The sequence below is a fragment of the Pseudomonas sp. AMR01 genome, assembly GCF_041946035.1.
Classification (GTDB): Bacteria; Pseudomonadota; Gammaproteobacteria; order Pseudomonadales; family Pseudomonadaceae; genus Aquipseudomonas; species Aquipseudomonas antarctica_B.
The window spans coordinates 1-16,084 of record NZ_JAUTYR010000059.1 but is presented as its reverse complement, the minus strand read 5'-3'; the positions used below and the strand labels follow the sequence as shown (position 1 = coordinate 16,084).

The following is a 16,084-nucleotide window of genomic DNA, read 5'->3' as shown; positions in this document are numbered from 1 at the left end:
GAGTGGTGGGGCACAGACCTTTTGGTTACTTTTGGGGCGTTTGCCAAAAGTGACCCGCTGTAAGAGCGGAACCAATCCCAGCCGTTACCGCAGCAACGAATATGCCCCCCATCCCACCCCAAGTCTGTCAGCAAAATTACCCCCCACCGTAGTCCCCGCCTGTTTTCAGAGCAAGCCATTGCCCGACGCCCACCCAGCGGGCATGTTCAAGGCCCTGTCACTCCAAAAGGACAACCGCCATGCTGGTCTTAAGCCGCGCCGTAGGCGAAATCATCTCCATCGGCGATAGCATCACCCTGCACATCCTCGAACTCAATGGCACTCAGATAAAGTTCGGCATTCAGGCCCCGGCAGGCGTCAGTGTCCACAGAGCCGAGGTCTACCAAAAGATCCTCGAACGCCAAGCCAGAGAGCCCCAAACCAACGCCTAGAAACCCTCAGTCAAACAAATGCTTGGGCACATCATGCTTGAGCATCAACTGGCATTGCTCGCTCTCGGGGTCGAACACGATCAGGGCCTGCTCCCTGGTCAACGCATGGCGCACGCGCAATACGCGGGTTTCCAGCGGCGTGTCATCGCCATTGTCAGTGCCGTCGCGCGTCACAAAGTCTTCAATCAGGCGGGTCAGGGTGTCGACTTCAAGTGCGTCGTAGGGAATCAGCATACAAGCCTCAAGTAGTGGGTCCCGGCGATGCTACTGCGCCGGGGCCCTTGTTACCAGCTGTTGCCAGCGTCAGGACTTCTGGCCGACCAGGCTGTCCACCGATGGCACGCGGGTGTCGCTCTCCATCTGCGTCTCGTGCTCAATCTGATGGCTGAAGCGGTCCAGTGAACCCTGGGCCGGTTGCGCGTCGCTGGCGAATACCGGCGGGCTGAGGATGTAGGCGCTCAACAGGCGGCTGAGCGCGGCCAGGCTGTCGATGTGCGTACGTTCGTAGCCATGCGTTGCATCGCAGCCGAACGCCAGCAGGGCCGTGCGAATGTCATGGCCGGCGGTCACGGCCGAATGCGCATCGCTGAAGTAGTAGCGAAACAGGTCACGGCGTACCGGCAGCTCATTCTCGGAGGCCAGGCGTAGCAGGTGACGGGACAGGTGATAGTCATACGGCCCGCCGGAATCCTGCATCGCCACGCTCACCGCGTGCTCGCTGGAGTGCTGGCCGGGTGCGACCGGGGCGATATCGATGCCGACAAATTCGCTTACATCCCACGGCAGGGCGGCGGCCGCACCGCTGCCGGTTTCTTCGGTGATGGTGAACAGCGGGTGGCAGTCGATCAGCAACGGTTCGCCACTGTCGATAATCGCCTTGAGCGCGGCGAGCAGGGCTGCGACGCCGGCTTTGTCATCCAGGTGACGGGCGCTGATGTGCCCGCTTTCGGTGAATTCGGGCAGTGGGTCGAAGGCCACGTAGTCACCGATGCTGATGCCCAGGGAATCGCAATCGGCACGGGTGGCGCAGTAGGCGTCGAGGCGCAATTCCACGTGGTCCCAGCTCACCGGCATTTCATCCACTGCGGTGTTGAACGCGTGCCCGGAGGCCATCAACGGCAACACGCTGCCACGGATCACGCCATTGTCGGTAAACAGGCTGACCCGGCTGCCTTCGGCAAAACGGCTGGACCAGCAGCCCACCGGCGCGAGGGTCAGACGGCCGTTGTCCTTGATCGCGCGCACGGCGGCGCCGATGGTGTCCAGGTGCGCAGACACGGCGCGGTCAGGGCTGTTTTTCTGGCCCTTGAGGGTGGCACGAATGGTCCCGCGCCGGGTCATTTCGAAGGGGATGCCAAGCTCTTCGAGGCGCTCGGCGACGTAGCGCACGATGGTGTCGGTGAAACCGGTAGGGCTGGGAATGGCGAGCATTTCCAGCAAAACTTTTTGCAGGTAGTTCAGATCCGGTTCGGGGATGGTTCGGCTCATAAAGTCTCCTGATAGCTTGTAGGAAGTAGTGCCATTAATGGCCTCATCGCAGGCAAGCCAGCTCCCACACTGGAATGTATTTAACCTGTGGAAGCGACCTTTCGACTTGCCCGCGATGGCGGCGCTAAGGGCCGCCTGTTTCTCACGCCGTCGGCTGACTATGGGGAAACAGCAAATCCACAAATTTTTCGGCAGTCGGCTGCGGCTCATGGTTGGCCAGCCCAGCCCGTTCGTTGGCTTCGATAAACACATACTCGGGCTGGTCGGCGGCGGGCACCATCAAGTCCAGGCCGACCATGGGAATGTCCAGGGCGCGGGCGGCGCGCACGGCGGCGTCCACCAGCGTTGGGTGCAGGATGCCGGTGACGTCCTCCAGGCAACCGCCGGTGTGCAAGTTGGCGGTACGGCGCACGGCGAGGGTTTGGCCACGGGGCAGAATGCTGCTGTAGTCGAAACCGGCGGCGTGCAGGGTGCGTTCGGTCTCGGCGTCCTGCGGGATCTTGCTCTCGCCATCGGTGGCGGCCTGGCGACGACGGCTCTGGGCTTCGATCAGCGCGCCAATCGAATGCTGACCGTCACCCGTCACTTCGGCAGGGCGACGAATCGCGGCGGCAACCACTTCAAAACCGATCACCAGAATGCGCAGGTCCAGGCCCTCGTGAAAGCTTTCCAGCAACACCCGGCTGTCGAACTGGCGCGCCGTTTCGACGGCGGCCTGCACGTCTTCGATGGTCTGTAAGTCCACCGCAACGCCCTGGCCTTGCTCGCCGTCCAGCGGCTTGACCACGATGCGCTGGTGCTCGTCGAGGAACTCCAGGTTGTCATTGGCACTGCCCGCCAGTTGCTGCGACGGCAGTTTCAAACCGGCAGCCTTGAGCACCTTGTGGGTCAGGCTCTTGTCCTGACACAACGTCATGCTGATGGCGCTGGTCAGGTCGCTCAAGGATTCGCGGCAACGTACGCGTCGGCCACCATGGCTGAGGGTGAAAAGCCCGGCAGCCGCATCGTCGACCTGTACATCAATGCCACGTCGATGCGCTTCTTCAACAATGATCCGCGCATACGGATTGAAGCCCGCCTGCGGGCCAGGGCCCAGAAACAGCGGCTGGTTGATCCCGTTCTTGCGCTTGATGGCGAAGGTGGTCAGCGCACGAAAGCCCAACTTGGCATAGAGCCCCTTGGCCTGACGGTTATCGTGCAGCACCGACAGGTCGAGGTAGCTCAAGCCACGGCTCATGAAGTGCTCTACCAGATGGCGCACCAGTACCTCGCCGACACCGGGGCGCGTACACAGCGGGTCAACCGCCAGGCACCACAGGCTACAACCGTTTTCCGGGTCGTGGAAGGCTTTTTGATGGTTAAGGCCCATCACGCTACCGATCACTGCGCCGCTGTCTTCATCCTCGGCCAGCCAATACACCGGGCCGCCTTGATGGCGTGGCGTGAGGCGCTCGGCGTCGACCGGCAACATCCCGCGTCCCTGATAGAGCTGGTTGACCGCCTGCCAATCCGCCTCGGTTTGCACCCGACGAATCCGGAAGCCACGAAACACGCGCGTGGCCGGGCGGTAGTCGCTGAACCACAGGCGCAAGGTATCGGAGGGGTCAAGGAACAGCTGTTGCGGATCGATCCCCAGAATCTGCTGGGGCGCGGCCACGTACAACGCGATGTCCCGCTCGCCAGCTTTTTCGTTGAGCAGTTCCTGAGCCAGGCTCGCCGGGTCCGGGAACGTGTGGCCGATCAACAACCGGCCCCAGCCGCAATGCACGGCAATCGGTTCGGCGGCCAGTGGGCTGCCATCTTCAGCCAGGCGGGCTTGCAGGCGCTCATATGTGGGCGCCTGACCTTTGAGCAAGCGTTGGCTGTAAGCCGCGGCGTTAGGTTTCATGAATCAGATTCCTTGTTCGCTGAGCCACAGGTTCAGCGCCGCCAGTTGCCACAGCTTGGAGCCGCGCAGCGGCGTCAGTTGGCCTTGTGGGTCGGTGAGCAGGCGGTCGAGCATGGCCGGGTTGAACAAGCCACGATCCTGGCTCGGGTCCAGCAGCAGATCGCGCACCCAGTTCAGGGTGTCGCCTTGCAAATGCTTGAGGCCCGGCACCGGGAAATAGCCTTTTTTGCGGTCGATGACTTCACTTGGAATCACCCGGCGCGCCGCTTCTTTAAGCACCTGCTTGCCGCCGTCCGGCAGTTTGAATTTGCCCGGTACACGGGCCGACAGTTCCACCAGGCGATAGTCAAGAAACGGCGTACGCGCTTCCAGACCCCAAGCCATGGTCATGTTGTCGACGCGTTTGACCGGGTCGTCCACCAGCATCACCGTGCTGTCCAGGCGCAAGGCCTTGTCCACGGCTGCATCGGCGCCAGGCATCGCAAAATGCTCGCGGACGAAGTCGCCGGCGGCGTCATTGGCGGTCAGCCATTGCGGTGCGACGGTTGCGGCATAGTCGTCGTAGCTGCGGTCGAAAAACGCATCGCGATACGCCGCGTACGGGTCGCTTGCGCCGTCAACCTGCGGGTACCAGTGGTAACCGGCGAACAACTCATCGGCGCCCTGGCCGCTCTGCACCACTTTGCAGTGCTTGGCCACTTCCCGCGACAGCAAGTAAAAGGCGATGCAGTCGTGGCTCACCATCGGCTCGCTCATGGCGCGGAAGGCCGCCGGCAGTTGCTCGATGATCTCGCTTTCGGCGATGCGCAGCTGGTGATGGCGGGTACCGTAGTGCTTGGCGATCAAGTCCGAGTACTGGAACTCGTCGCCGCGCTCGCCACCGGCGTCTTCAAAACCGATGGAGAAGGTCGACAAATCCTGCACGCCGACTTCACGCAGCAGGCCAACGAGCATGCTCGAATCGACGCCGCCGGAGAGCAGCACGCCTACATCCACGGCGGCACGTTGGCGGATCGCCACGGCTTCGCGGGTGCTGTCGAGCACGCGGTCGGTCCAGTCTTCCAGAGTCAGGTTTTTTTCATCGTCATGGGGGCCGTAGGGCAGGGTCCACCAGACTTTCTGTTCGGTCTTGCCGCTGGCATCAATGCGCATCCAGCTGGCCGGTGGCAGCTTTTCAATGCCCGCCAGCAAGGTGCGCGGCGCAGGTACCACGGCATGAAAATTCAAATAATGGTTGAGCGCGACCGGGTCGAGAATCGGGTTGATATCACCGCCCTTGAGCAGCGCCGGCAAGGCCGAGGCGAAGCGCAGGCGCTGGCCGGTACGCGACAGATACAGCGGCTTTACGCCCAGGCGGTCGCGGGCAATAAACAGTCGCTGTGCATCGCGCTCCCAGATAGCAAACGCAAACATGCCGTTGAGCTTTGGCAGCAGTGCTTCGCCCCAGGCGTGATAGCCCTTGAGCAGCACTTCGGTGTCGCCGCCGGAATAGAAGGCGTAGCCCAAGGCTTCCAGCTCTTCACGCAACTCCGGAAAGTTATAGATCGCACCGTTGAAGGCCAGGCTCAGGCCCAGCTGTGAATCGACCATCGGTTGGGCGGAGCCGTCCGACAGGTCCATGATTTTCAGGCGTCGATGGCCCAAGGCAATCGGCCCTTGGGCATGGAAGCCCCAGGCATCAGGGCCACGAGGGGCCAGGTGATGGGTGATGCGCTCAACGGCTGCCAGGTCGGCAGGTTGGGCATCAAAACGTAGCTCGCCAGCTAATCCGCACATAAATTCCTTACCGGTTTTTCCGTTGGGGAGGGGTCAATACTCAATACGCCCTGAGGGCGCGTACCCAGAAACTGACACGCGCCTATGATGGGAGTTTTAGAACAATCGGTTATAAGGCAAAGGGCCTTGAGGGGATAAAAGGACGTGCACAGCCGGCGCGGCCTTGGGGGCAGGGGCGGTAAATACCGCTGGTAAACATGCGAATAGTGAGGGGGTTTGGCGCTTGAACGCCCCAGTATTTGCGTCAATCGGCGACGGGATCGGCCTTATTGTTGAGCGCCATTAATCAATGCAATAAGGAAAGTTGCTGATGGCCCAAACCCAGGCTTCACCTCACATCGTCACGCCGGTAACGCACGCAAGGGTTACCGCCTTGCTGCTGGACATCACTGGCGATCTGGACAAGGCCCAAGTGCTGCAAGACACGTTACCCACGTGGTGGCTCAACGCCGATACCGCGACTCGCCGTGCCCTGCAACAGGCTCATGACGACAGCCAGCGGCCGCAGGAAGCGGCGGCGCGTCTGCTGGCGAACGTCCAACCCCTCAAGGCATTTTGTGCTGAACGGCTCACAAGGTTTCTGTCGGGCAAGGGCTATGGCTCGCTGGATGTCGAGCGCGACATGCTGGAAGTGCCACGGCACTCTTACAGAATGACTATCCCTGTCGGCCCCGTGATAGAACGGACCACGATAGAGAAACACAGCCTCTTGCACGCGGCGATGCAGAATTTTGCGCAGTCGGTGACCGGGCCCGGCGGGATGCCGGCTGGATCAGTCATCCGCACGGGGCGCGGTATCGTGTCACGCCTAAGCGTTGAAACGTTCGTGGACTATTGCCGCGAACTGGACCTCGGTAGCGCCTATCAGCAGCATCTGCGGGCGGTGTTCAACCTGCCGACGCCCGGCGAAGCGGTCGAGACCGAACGCGGGTATAACCCCGCCATTTCCACCCTGGGACGATCGCGCTGCATGGACATGCAAATGGACCTGCACATCGCCTACGCCAAGGGCGATATCAGCGCGCCGACCTATAGCGTGTTGCTGGCGTTGATCAAGGCGAATGCGCCTGCTGGCCAAGTGCAGCATCTGCTGTTTCACGGTAAGCCGCTGGTCTGGCAAGGGCTGAACATCGGTGACGCCTGCATATGGGGTGTGATGGTGTTGGCCAATGCCGCCGATGATGGGTTTTCCAGTGGGCCGGTGGTGCTGTACATGCCCAATGAGCCGGTGCGACCCTGGTATGAGTACCCGTCGCTGAATGACTTCAAGCAGTACCTGACCCTCAAGCTCCAGGTGCAATCGTATCGGCTTTTTTTTAACGGCTACCTGGACGAATCCGAGCGCTTCGGGTTTTTTCAGCGGTTCGACGAGAGTCGCGCAGTGGGGCGCATGGACCCGGTGGTGGAGACGGGCAACCTGTCCAGTTTCTATTTCAACGTCTGTACCGGCAAGTTGCTGCTCGATGCTTTCGAGCTTGCGGTGCCCACCGCACAAGCGGATGAAGATGCCCGTCGGCTGCGTTTGCAGCGCTATCTGGACGCCGGTTTGACGTTGCTCAACATCGCCGGTTTTCTGGTGCCGGTGGTGGGGGCCTTGATGACGGGTGTGTGCATTGGCCAGTTGCTGGGCGAGGTGTTCGAGGGCATCGACGACTGGAACCATGATGAAAAAGCCGAGGCCGTCGGGCATCTGGTCAACGTGGCTGAAAGCATTGCCGGCATGGTCGTTTTTGCTGCGGGGGTAAAAGCCTTCGGAGCCGCCAAACGTTTGGCCAGCCAGCCCGTGGATTTTTTTGATGGCATGGAGGCGATCAAACGGGCTGACAACAGCGCGTGGCTATGGCGCCGTCGGTCGTCCACCTACCGCCAGCTTCCGAGTGTCATTGCCGCAGCGGTAGCCGACTCAATAGGCGTCTATAAGGTTCATGGCCAGTCTTACGCCAAGGTTGACGGCGACGTGTATTCGATAGCCTTCGACGCCGCTACCAGGCAGTGGATGGCCCTGCACCCACAGCGCAGCGAGGCGGGTCGTCTGCCGCTCGCGCACAACCGCGTGGGCGGTTGGCGGTTTGAATGGGAACGGCCCGAAGAGTGGCAAGACCTGGCATACGGCATCAAACGCTTGCATCCCTTCCTGGGCGCGTGGAGTGACGAGCGCTTGAAAGAAATTGCCAGTATCAGCGACTTGACCCTGCCGGAGTTGCGTTACAGGGCTTCGGAAAACCTGCCATTGCCGGAGCGATTCCGGGATGCAGTGATGCGTTTTATGCAGGAGCAGAAAGTCCGGGATCTGACCTGGCAGCTCGAGCATCAGCCGCAGTTGGATGCCGGCACGGCACGCACTCAAATCTACGCGTTGCCGCATATGCCCGGCTGGCCGTCAGGACGCTTCTTCAAGGTGCTGGACAATGCTGACAATCTGGTTGAGCGCTACCCCGATACGGCGCCCTTTGACTACGAAGATTTAAGCATTCCTGTCACCGAGCAGCAGCTGGCCGACGGCAAGGTGATGCCAACCTTGCTGGAGGCGCTGGACGCTGAGGAAAAGCAGGCATTGTTGGGCGGTAGCGTAAAAACCGGCGAGGCTGAGGCCACGCTCAAACGACGCCTGCTCGCTTCACTGCAACGCAGCCATCGAACGGTGTATGAGGCGCTGTATCAGCATGCCGATGTGATTGAACCTGGCGATCATGACCTGCTCAAGTTGCACTACCCGAACCTGCCGATTCGGATGGCGTGGGAACTGCTGTCCAGCACCCCGACCCTACAGCGTGTGCGCCTGCGTGACACCCGGCGAGTGCCGCTGGCGCTGGCGCAGCGAGCTCGCGAGGTGATGCAACTCGTCGAAGAAGATCAGGCTTTCAGTGGGCTGTACTGGCCTCGACAAGCCACCGAGGCTACCCAGCGCCTGGCCGTCGGGCTGCTTGCGCGCGTGCTCGAATGGCCACAGACGATGTCACTGCAAGTGCGCCGTGAAGCGATCACGGGTGAATTGATTGCACAACGGGGTGCGCCGAACGCGACCGTACGCCGGACGGTGGTGGTGTCTGCGCGCGGCTTTCGGGCTTTTGATGAGCAGGGTAAGGCATTGGGGGATATCGCCACCGGCGACGACGGTTTTTACCAAGCCCTCACCGATACGCTGACGGTTTATCAACGCGGCACACTGAAGCTGACGGGCGCTCAGCGTGGCAGCTTTCTGCGCCACCATCTGCTGACCAAGGCCGAAACGCAGCGCAAGACGCTCGCCCATTACCTCTGGCCCGAGCGCCCGATACCAAAGCCAGCCTTGGCGTGCATTCAAGCAGTACTGCAAGAGCCGCCGGTGTTGCCGGCGGCGCTGATGCGCGATGGGCGAAAACTCTATCCCACGCTTGAGTCAAGCCAGCTCGCACGGTTGCTGCACGGCTTGGGCCCGGATCATGTGTCGCGTGCCAAAGCCGTGAAGGGATTGAAAGGCCAGCTCAAGATGTTGCAGAAGGCGTTGATGCAGTGGTCTGACGACAAGGTTGCCGTGCGAGGAATGAGCGCCTCCGCCAAGCAGGACTTTCGCCAGGCTCGCGCTTCGGCCATCAAGGCCATTGAGCGTGCCTGGAGACGCGAAACACTGTGGGTCGATGAGTCAGGGGCGCAGGTTCCGGTGTTGAAGCTGGACGGCCTGTTGGCAGGGGAGTTGCCTGCGCTGCCTGCCGAAGTCGACTTTGGTCATGTTCGAGAGCTGTCGCTCAGGCGCATGGAACTCAACAATGGGGTCACACGCTTTCTTGAACACTTCAAGGGCCTGCATACGCTTGATCTGGCCAACAACAAGTTGACCGAGCTGCCGCTGATACCGGCGAACATGCCCGAGTTGCGGCGCCTGTATTTGAACCACAACCAGCTGCAACTGACCGAAGCCTCCCGCGAGACGTTGGGGGGAGTGACCAAGCTGCGGGTATTGGATCTGAAAAATAACCCGCTGCTCAATGCCCCTTCGGTCAGTCGGATGCTGGACTTGCGTTTGCTGTTTCTGGACGACTGTTTGCTTCAGGAGCTGCCTGTCGGGCTGCGACGGCCGCCGTATCTGGAAGTTGTGAGCCTGCGTAGCAATATGATCAAAGAGTTGCCTCAATGGCTCTCAACGGTCTCGCGGGATGTCGCGCGGGCGCTGAACCTTTGGGGTAATTCCCTGGATACCTCAAGTAAACAATTGCTCAGGGACTATCGGGCCCGCGCCGGTATCGGTATGGGCTTTCTGGAGGATGACGTCGCCCGCATCACCGAGCAAAAAGCGCGAGAGCTGTGGTTGAAGGACATGGGTACGCTTGTAACCACCCGACAGGCGACCTGGGATGCGCTCAGGGCGGAATCGGGTTCTGATGGGTTGTTCATGTTATTGGCCGGGCTGGGCGGCGTGGCCGATACCAAGAAGGTTCGCGAGGACATGAGCCGGCGTGTGTGGTGGGTGCTGGACGCCGTTGAATCCGATACCGACTTGCGCAAGGAAATTTTTGAGCGTGCGGCCACGCCGCTCAACTGTGACGACGCCGCTGCCGCAAGTTTCAGCAACCTGGAAGTGCTGACCCATATTCACGAGGCGTCCAAAGCTGTCGAGGGCGGACAGCTGTCGGCTGAACAGGTCCTGCATTTGAGCAAGGGTTTGTTTCGGCTCGACCGACTTGAGCGCTATGCCCTGAGTCACAGCGAAGCACACCCCAGTGCCGACCCACTGGAGGTGAGCCTGGCATTTCGAAAAGGCCTGGCTGACCGTTTCTATTTGCCGGGCCAACCCAAACATATGCGTTTCGAAAGCCTGGGTGAGGTGGCGCCCCACCATTTGAACGCCGCCGAGGCCCGGCTGCGTGCCGCCGAGTTTTCACCCGAACTGGTGGATTATCTGGTCGAATTGCCGTTGTGGGCCGGCTATCTGAAAAAGGCCTATAGCGTGCCGCTCGGTCGCCTGTCGGAGCCGTTCGAGGAGCGTATGCAGGCGGTGTTTGATCAGGGCCAAACCTTGACTGACGGTGACTACCGCACGCAGATGAACGTGATCCTGCAAGAGCGGGAGCAGGCGCAGGCCGCTGAGATCAGGCGCCGGACCGAGGAGATCCTCAAACCCGGCGCCATTGCCGGATGCTCGGTGCCGTTACTGTGAGCCGCCCGTGCCACGAATCAAAGCCCGCACGGCGAACCGATTAGGGTGGCAGGCTTCGGCCACGCTGGAGGGCACCGGCAGGGGCTCATCATTCAGCCAGGCCGCCAGCAGTTCGGCACACAATGGCGCGGTGATCAGGCCGCGCGAGCCGTGGCCGCTGTTGATGTACAGGCCGTCCAGCCACGGGCAGGCGACCTGTGGGGTCTGGCGGGCATCCTTGCGCAGCGCGACGTAGGTTTGGTCGAACGCGATTCGTTCGGCCAGCGGGCCTACGATCGGCAGGTAATCGGGGCTGGTGCAACGGAAGGCGGCGCGGCCCTCGAGTTGTTCCGGGGCCATCGCGTCGGCACCCAGGCGGTGGGCCAGGTCGGTGGAAATCTCGCGCAGCATCTCCAGGTTGCCGGCGTGCTCGGTGGCGGTGGGTGTCAGGTCCTGGTTCTTGAAGTCAAAACTTGCGCCCAGGGTGTGCTCGCCCAGGCGCGCCGGGGCCACGTAGCCTTCGGCGCACACCACGGTCGCCAGGGCCTGGCTTTGCGCGGTTTGCGCCAGTCGGGTGATTTGCCCGCGAATGCGTTTGAGGGGCAGGTCGGCGAAGCGCTGGATGTCGGCGGCCCCTGCCAACACCACTACGGGGGCACTGGCGAGCAGGCGCTCGCCGTCCCACGCTTGCCATTGACCGTCGAAGTGGCGCAGGTCGAGCACATCGTGATGATTCAGCACCGTGATCCCGGGTTGACGTGCCTGCCACTCGCACAGCGCAGGCGGGTGTACCCAGCCGCCTTCGGGGAAAAACAGGCCGCCCTGGGCCAGTTCGATACCGGCCCTTTGTTGGGCCTGTTCGCGGTCCAGCAGGTGCAGCAAGTCCGGTGCAAAGGCGTCTGCAAGCTGCGCCTGGCGCTGGGCTTCCTTGGCGTCGAACGCCAGTTGCAGCACGCCGCAGCCATCCCAATCGACGCCTCGGTGCAAATGCTCCAGCAGGCGCCGCGTGTGGCCAAAGCCGCTGAGAATCAGTTGGGACAAAGCCGTGCCGTGGGCCGACAGCTTGAGGTACAGCACGCCTTGAGGGTTGCCCGAGGCTTCTTTGGCCAGGCCCGCGTGACGTTCCAGCAGGCTGACGCGCCAGCCACGGGCGGCCAGGCTGGCGGCGGTGGCGCAACCGGCGAGGCCGCCGCCGATGACCATGGCGTGGCGCTCGCCGGCAATGGCGGGCGGCCGTGCGAACCACGGCTTGGCAGCCGGTGGCGCGGGAGTTTCCGAGGGCCAGCCGAGGAACTCGCCGCGCAAAATCTCCCATTTGTGGCCGATGCCCGGCGTGCGCTTCATTTTAAAACCGGCAGCGTTGATCAAGCGGCGCACCCAGCCGGTGCTGGTGAAGGTGCTGATGGTCGAGCCGGGCGCGGCCAGCCGCGCCAGTTCGGCAAACAGCTCGGCGGTCCACATGTCGGGGTTTTTCGCCGGGGCGAAGCCGTCGAGAAACCACGCGTCAATCTGTGCATCCAGCTGTGGCAGTTGCTCCAGGGCATCGCCGATCAACAGGGTCAGGGTCACGCGGCCGTTATCCAGCACCAGGCGCTGGAAGCCTGAGTGGATCGCCAGGTACTGCGCCAGCAATGCCTCGGCGAACGGCTGAAGTTCAGGCCAGAGGGCGAGGGCGCGTTGCAGGTCGGCGTGGCTCAGCGGGTATTTTTCCACGCTCACAAAATGCAGGCGCGCACCGGCCACGGCGTGCTGTTCGAACAGTTGCCAGGCGCACAGAAAATTCAGGCCAGTACCGAACCCGGTCTCGCCGATCACCAGTCGCCCGTCCGCCGTCAAGGCCGCGAAGCGCTCCTGCAAACGGTTCTGTTCGAGGAACACATAACGGGTTTCTTCAAGGCCCGACGTGTCGGAAAAATACACATCGTCGAAGACCCGCGAGTGCGGGCGACCTTGATCGTCCCAGTCGAGCTGGGCGTGGGTGATGGGGGTCATGGGCGGCTCTGAATATGGAAGCAGGCAAAAACAAGGCGGTCATTCTAGCCCATCAACCGGCAATGAATTGACCCATGGCAAGCGCGGGTGGAATTTCCTCCCGCGTGTTGTTGCCCAATCCGCTAGTCTTGATCCATCTTGAAACGGAGCTGCCCATGTTCGAATCCGCCGAAATCGGTCACGCCATCGACAAAGACACCTACGAAGCTGAAGTGCCGGCCCTGCGTGAGGCCCTGTTGGAGGTGCAGTACGAGCTGCAACAGCAGAAGCGTTTCCCGGTGATCATCTTGATCAATGGCATTGAAGGCGCCGGCAAGGGCGAGACCGTCAAGCTGCTGAATGAATGGATGGACCCGCGCCTGATCGAGGTGCGCACCTTCGACCAGCAAACCGACGAAGAACTGGCGCGCCCACCGGCCTGGCGCTACTGGCGGCAACTGCCGGCCAAGGGCCGCATGGGGGTTTTTTTCGGTAACTGGTACAGCCAGATGCTGCAAAGCCGGGTACACGGGCAGATCAAGGACGCGCGCCTGGACCAGGCCATCGCTGGCGCCGAGCGCCTGGAAAAAATGCTCTGCGATGAAGGCGCGCTGATCTTCAAATTCTGGTTTCACCTTTCCAAAAAACAGATGAAAGCGCGGCTCAAGGCCCTCGCCGACGACCCGCTGCACAGCTGGCGCATCAGCCCGCTGGACTGGCAGCAGTCCAAGACCTACGACAAGTTTGTGCATTTCGGTGAGCGCATCCTGCGTCGCACCAGCCGCGACTACGCGCCATGGCATGTGATCGAAGGCGTCGACGCGCATTACCGCAGCCTCACCGTGGGCAAGATCCTCCTTGAAAGCCTGCAAAATGCCCTGAAAGTCTCCAAGGCCAAGGCCAGCGGCATGAACCCGGCGCCGTTGATTGCGTCGGTGGACAAAAAGAGCCTGCTCGACAGCCTCGACATGACCTTGCGCCTGGACAAGGACGATTACGAAGAACAGCTGATCACCGAACAGGCGCGCTTCTCCGGGCTGATGCGCGACAAACGCATGCGCAAGCACGCATTAGTGACCGTGTTTGAAGGCAATGACGCGGCGGGCAAGGGCGGCGCAATCCGTCGCGTGGCCGCCGCGCTGGATCCGCGTCAGTACCACATCGTGCCAGTTGCCGCGCCGAGTGAAGACGAGCGCGCGCAGCCTTACTTGTGGCGGTTCTGGCAGAAAATCCCGGCGCGCGGCATGTTCACCGTGTTCGACCGCTCCTGGTACGGCCGCGTGTTGGTAGAGCGCATCGAAGGCTTCTGCACCCCGACGGATTGGATGCGCGCCTATGGCGAGATCAACGACTTTGAGGAGCAACTGCGAGACGCGGGTGTGATCGTGGTCAAGTTCTGGCTGGCAATTGACAAGCAGACTCAACTGGAACGCTTTCAGTCCCGGGAAAACATCCCTTTCAAGCGTTTCAAGATCACCGAAGACGACTGGCGCAACCGTGACAAATGGGACGACTACCGCGCGGCGGTGGGCGATATGGTCGATCGCACCAGCACCGAGATGTCCACCTGGACCCTGGTGGAAGCCAATGACAAGCGCTGGGCGCGGGTCAAGGTGCTGCGCACCATCAACCGCGCGCTGGAAGAGGCGTTCGAACAGACTGACAAGCACGACAAGAAAGGCAAGAAGAAGTAGGTGTAGCGGCTTGCTGTAGTGAGCCGGCTTACTGTGGCGAGCGGGCTTACTGTAGTGAGCGGGCTTGTTGTGGCAGGTGGGCTTGTTGTGGCGAGCGGGCTTGCCCCGCGTTGGGCTGCGGAGCAGCCCCAAAACCTGCCAACAAGTTCTGACTGGAGTAATGCGGCGCCTGGATCAGGGCCGCTTCGCGCCCCAACGCGGGGCAAGCCCGCTCGCCACGACAAGCCCGTTCACTACAGCAAGCCCGCTCGCCACAGAAAGCTGTGCGCTCATGCGCGTGCATATCCGGGGTGAATGATCGTCGCGGTTGGGAATGCCTGGATCTATGCTCGATCCATCTCCCAACAACGACAAGATCGAGGTAGCCCATGCGTGATGTAGTGATCGTCGACAGCGTGCGAACCGGCCTGGCCAAATCCTTTCGCGGCAAGTTCAACCAGACTCGCCCGGATGACATGGCAGCCCATTGCGTCAACGCGCTGCTCGCCCGCAATGGCATCGACCCGGCATCGGTGGAGGATTGCATTGTCGGTGCCGGCTCCAACGAGGGCGCACAGGGCTACAACATCGGGCGCAATGTGGCGGTGCTCTCGCAATTGGGCACTGGCGTGGCGGGCATGACCCTCAACCGTTTCTGTTCCTCAGGCTTGCAGGCGATCGCCATTGCGGCCAACCAGATTGCCTCGGGTTGCAGCGACATCATCGTCGCCGGTGGTGTTGAGTCCATCAGCCTGACCCTGAAAAGCGTCAACACCGATAACCTGATCAACCCCTTGCTCAAGGAGCAGGTGCCGGGCATCTACTTCCCGATGGGGCAGACGGCCGAGATTGTGGCGCGCCGCTATAACGTCAGCCGTGAAGAGCAGGACCTGTATGCGCTGCAAAGTCAGCAGCGCACGGCTCAGGCTCAGGCTGATGGGTTGTTCGACGATGAAATCGTGCCGATGGCGGTCACGTACAGAGTCGAGGATAAGAACACCGGCGCTGTGCAGGTGCTGGAGGGGGTGGTGGATCGCGATGACTGCAATCGCCCTGATACGACGTTGGCGAGTCTGCACGGGCTGAAGCCGGTGTTTGCCGAGGATGGTTCGGTGACGGCCGGGAATTCTTCGCAGTTGTCTGACGGCGCTTCGATGACGTTGGTGATGAGCCTGGATAAAGCGCTGGCGCTGGGGCTTAAGCCCAAGGCGTATTTTCGCGGGTTTACGGTGGCGGGGTGTGAGCCTGACGAGATGGGCATTGGCCCGGTGTTTTCGGTGCCCAAGTTGCTTGAGGCCAAGGGGTTGGAGGTGGCGGATATTGATTTGTGGGAGCTCAATGAGGCGTTTGCGTCGCAATGCCTGTATGCGCGGAATCGGCTGGGGATTGATAACGCGAAGTACAACGTGAATGGGGGGTCGATTTCGATTGGGCATCCGTTTGGCATGACGGGGTCGCGGCAGGTGGGGCACTTGGTGCGTGAGCTGCAACGGCGGGGTTTGCGCTATGGCATCGTTACCATGTGCGTGGGTGGTGGTATGGGGGCTACTGGGCTTTTCGAGGCTGTACGTTGAGTCACCCTGAAGAAACCTGATTAATGTGGGAGCTGGCTTGCCTGCGATGGCGGTTTGTCGGGGTGTATATCCGTTATTTGGGTGATGGCTGAAATGGGTTCCGCTCTTACAGCGGGTCACTTTTGGCAAACGCCCCAAAAGTAACCAAAAGGTCTTCGCCCCACCACTCG

At 61.5% G+C, this 16,084-nt stretch carries 9 protein-coding genes; 4 read left to right on the top strand and 5 right to left on the bottom strand.

All coding sequences use genetic code 11. From position 1 onward, the window contains the following. The first annotated feature begins 239 nt into the window (after positions 1-239). Positions 240-431 (top strand): carbon storage regulator CsrA, encoded by a 192-nt coding sequence (gene csrA, locus Q7C20_RS25715; RefSeq protein ID WP_375071046.1) that lies wholly within the window; start codon positions 240-242, stop codon positions 429-431. Between the two features lie 6 nt (positions 432-437). Here csrA and Q7C20_RS25710 read toward each other — a convergent pair whose 3' ends face one another. The 4 genes from Q7C20_RS25710 to Q7C20_RS25695 form a co-directional block, all read right to left on the bottom strand. Continuing rightward, positions 438-665 carry a YheU family protein gene (locus Q7C20_RS25710; RefSeq protein ID WP_375071045.1) on the bottom strand — a complete coding sequence of 76 codons (228 nt, stop codon included), beginning with the start codon at positions 663-665 and terminating at the stop codon, positions 438-440. A gap of 69 nt (positions 666-734) precedes the next feature. Then, the gene (locus Q7C20_RS25705; RefSeq protein WP_375071044.1) at positions 735-1,919 is read right to left on the bottom strand and encodes an osmoprotectant NAGGN system M42 family peptidase; all 1,185 of its coding nucleotides are present in this window, start codon (positions 1,917-1,919) and stop codon (positions 735-737) included. Positions 1,920-2,061: 142 nt separating this feature from the next. After that, positions 2,062-3,807, bottom strand: coding sequence for an N-acetylglutaminylglutamine synthetase (ngg, locus tag Q7C20_RS25700; protein ID WP_375071043.1), 1,746 nt, complete (start codon positions 3,805-3,807; stop codon positions 2,062-2,064). Between the two features lie 3 nt (positions 3,808-3,810). Further along, positions 3,811-5,583 carry an N-acetylglutaminylglutamine amidotransferase gene (locus Q7C20_RS25695; RefSeq protein WP_348060744.1) on the bottom strand — a complete coding sequence of 591 codons (1,773 nt, stop codon included), beginning with the start codon at positions 5,581-5,583 and terminating at the stop codon, positions 3,811-3,813. A gap of 310 nt (positions 5,584-5,893) precedes the next feature. On the opposite strand from Q7C20_RS25695, the gene Q7C20_RS25690 reads away from it, so the two are divergent. Then, positions 5,894-10,717 (top strand): NEL-type E3 ubiquitin ligase domain-containing protein, encoded by a 4,824-nt coding sequence (locus tag Q7C20_RS25690; RefSeq protein ID WP_375071042.1) that lies wholly within the window; start codon positions 5,894-5,896, stop codon positions 10,715-10,717. Here Q7C20_RS25690 and mnmC read toward each other — a convergent pair. Next, positions 10,709-12,688 (bottom strand): bifunctional tRNA (5-methylaminomethyl-2-thiouridine)(34)-methyltransferase MnmD/FAD-dependent 5-carboxymethylaminomethyl-2-thiouridine(34) oxidoreductase MnmC, encoded by a 1,980-nt coding sequence (gene mnmC, locus Q7C20_RS25685; protein WP_375071040.1) that lies wholly within the window; start codon positions 12,686-12,688, stop codon positions 10,709-10,711. The genes Q7C20_RS25690 and mnmC overlap by 9 nt on opposite strands. Before the next feature lie 155 nt (positions 12,689-12,843). Between mnmC and pap the strand changes: the two genes are divergently transcribed. Then, positions 12,844-14,361, top strand: coding sequence for a polyphosphate:AMP phosphotransferase (gene pap / locus Q7C20_RS25680; RefSeq protein ID WP_375071038.1), 1,518 nt, complete (start codon positions 12,844-12,846; stop codon positions 14,359-14,361). A gap of 368 nt (positions 14,362-14,729) precedes the next feature. Continuing rightward, entirely contained in the window at positions 14,730-15,914 is a 1,185-nt protein-coding gene (locus tag Q7C20_RS25675) for a thiolase family protein (RefSeq protein ID WP_375071037.1), read from the top strand. Positions 15,915-16,084 lie beyond the last annotated feature (170 nt).

What these genes read in the sequence shown, in the direction of transcription:
- csrA (WP_375071046.1), top strand. Translation starts at nt 240, where the DNA reads ATGCTGGTCTTAAGCCGCGCCGTAGGCGAAATCATCTCCATCGGCGAT.
- mnmC (WP_375071040.1), bottom strand. Translation starts at nt 12,688, where the DNA reads ATGACCCCCATCACCCACGCCCAGCTCGACTGGGACGATCAAGGTCGC.
- Q7C20_RS25705 (WP_375071044.1), bottom strand. Translation starts at nt 1,919, where the DNA reads ATGAGCCGAACCATCCCCGAACCGGATCTGAACTACCTGCAAAAAGTT.
- Q7C20_RS25710 (WP_375071045.1), bottom strand. Translation starts at nt 665, where the DNA reads ATGCTGATTCCCTACGACGCACTTGAAGTCGACACCCTGACCCGCCTG.
- Q7C20_RS25675 (WP_375071037.1), top strand. Translation starts at nt 14,730, where the DNA reads ATGCGTGATGTAGTGATCGTCGACAGCGTGCGAACCGGCCTGGCCAAA.
- ngg (WP_375071043.1), bottom strand. Translation starts at nt 3,807, where the DNA reads ATGAAACCTAACGCCGCGGCTTACAGCCAACGCTTGCTCAAAGGTCAG.
- pap (WP_375071038.1), top strand. Translation starts at nt 12,844, where the DNA reads ATGTTCGAATCCGCCGAAATCGGTCACGCCATCGACAAAGACACCTAC.
- Q7C20_RS25690 (WP_375071042.1), top strand. Translation starts at nt 5,894, where the DNA reads ATGGCCCAAACCCAGGCTTCACCTCACATCGTCACGCCGGTAACGCAC.
- Q7C20_RS25695 (WP_348060744.1), bottom strand. Translation starts at nt 5,583, where the DNA reads ATGTGCGGATTAGCTGGCGAGCTACGTTTTGATGCCCAACCTGCCGAC.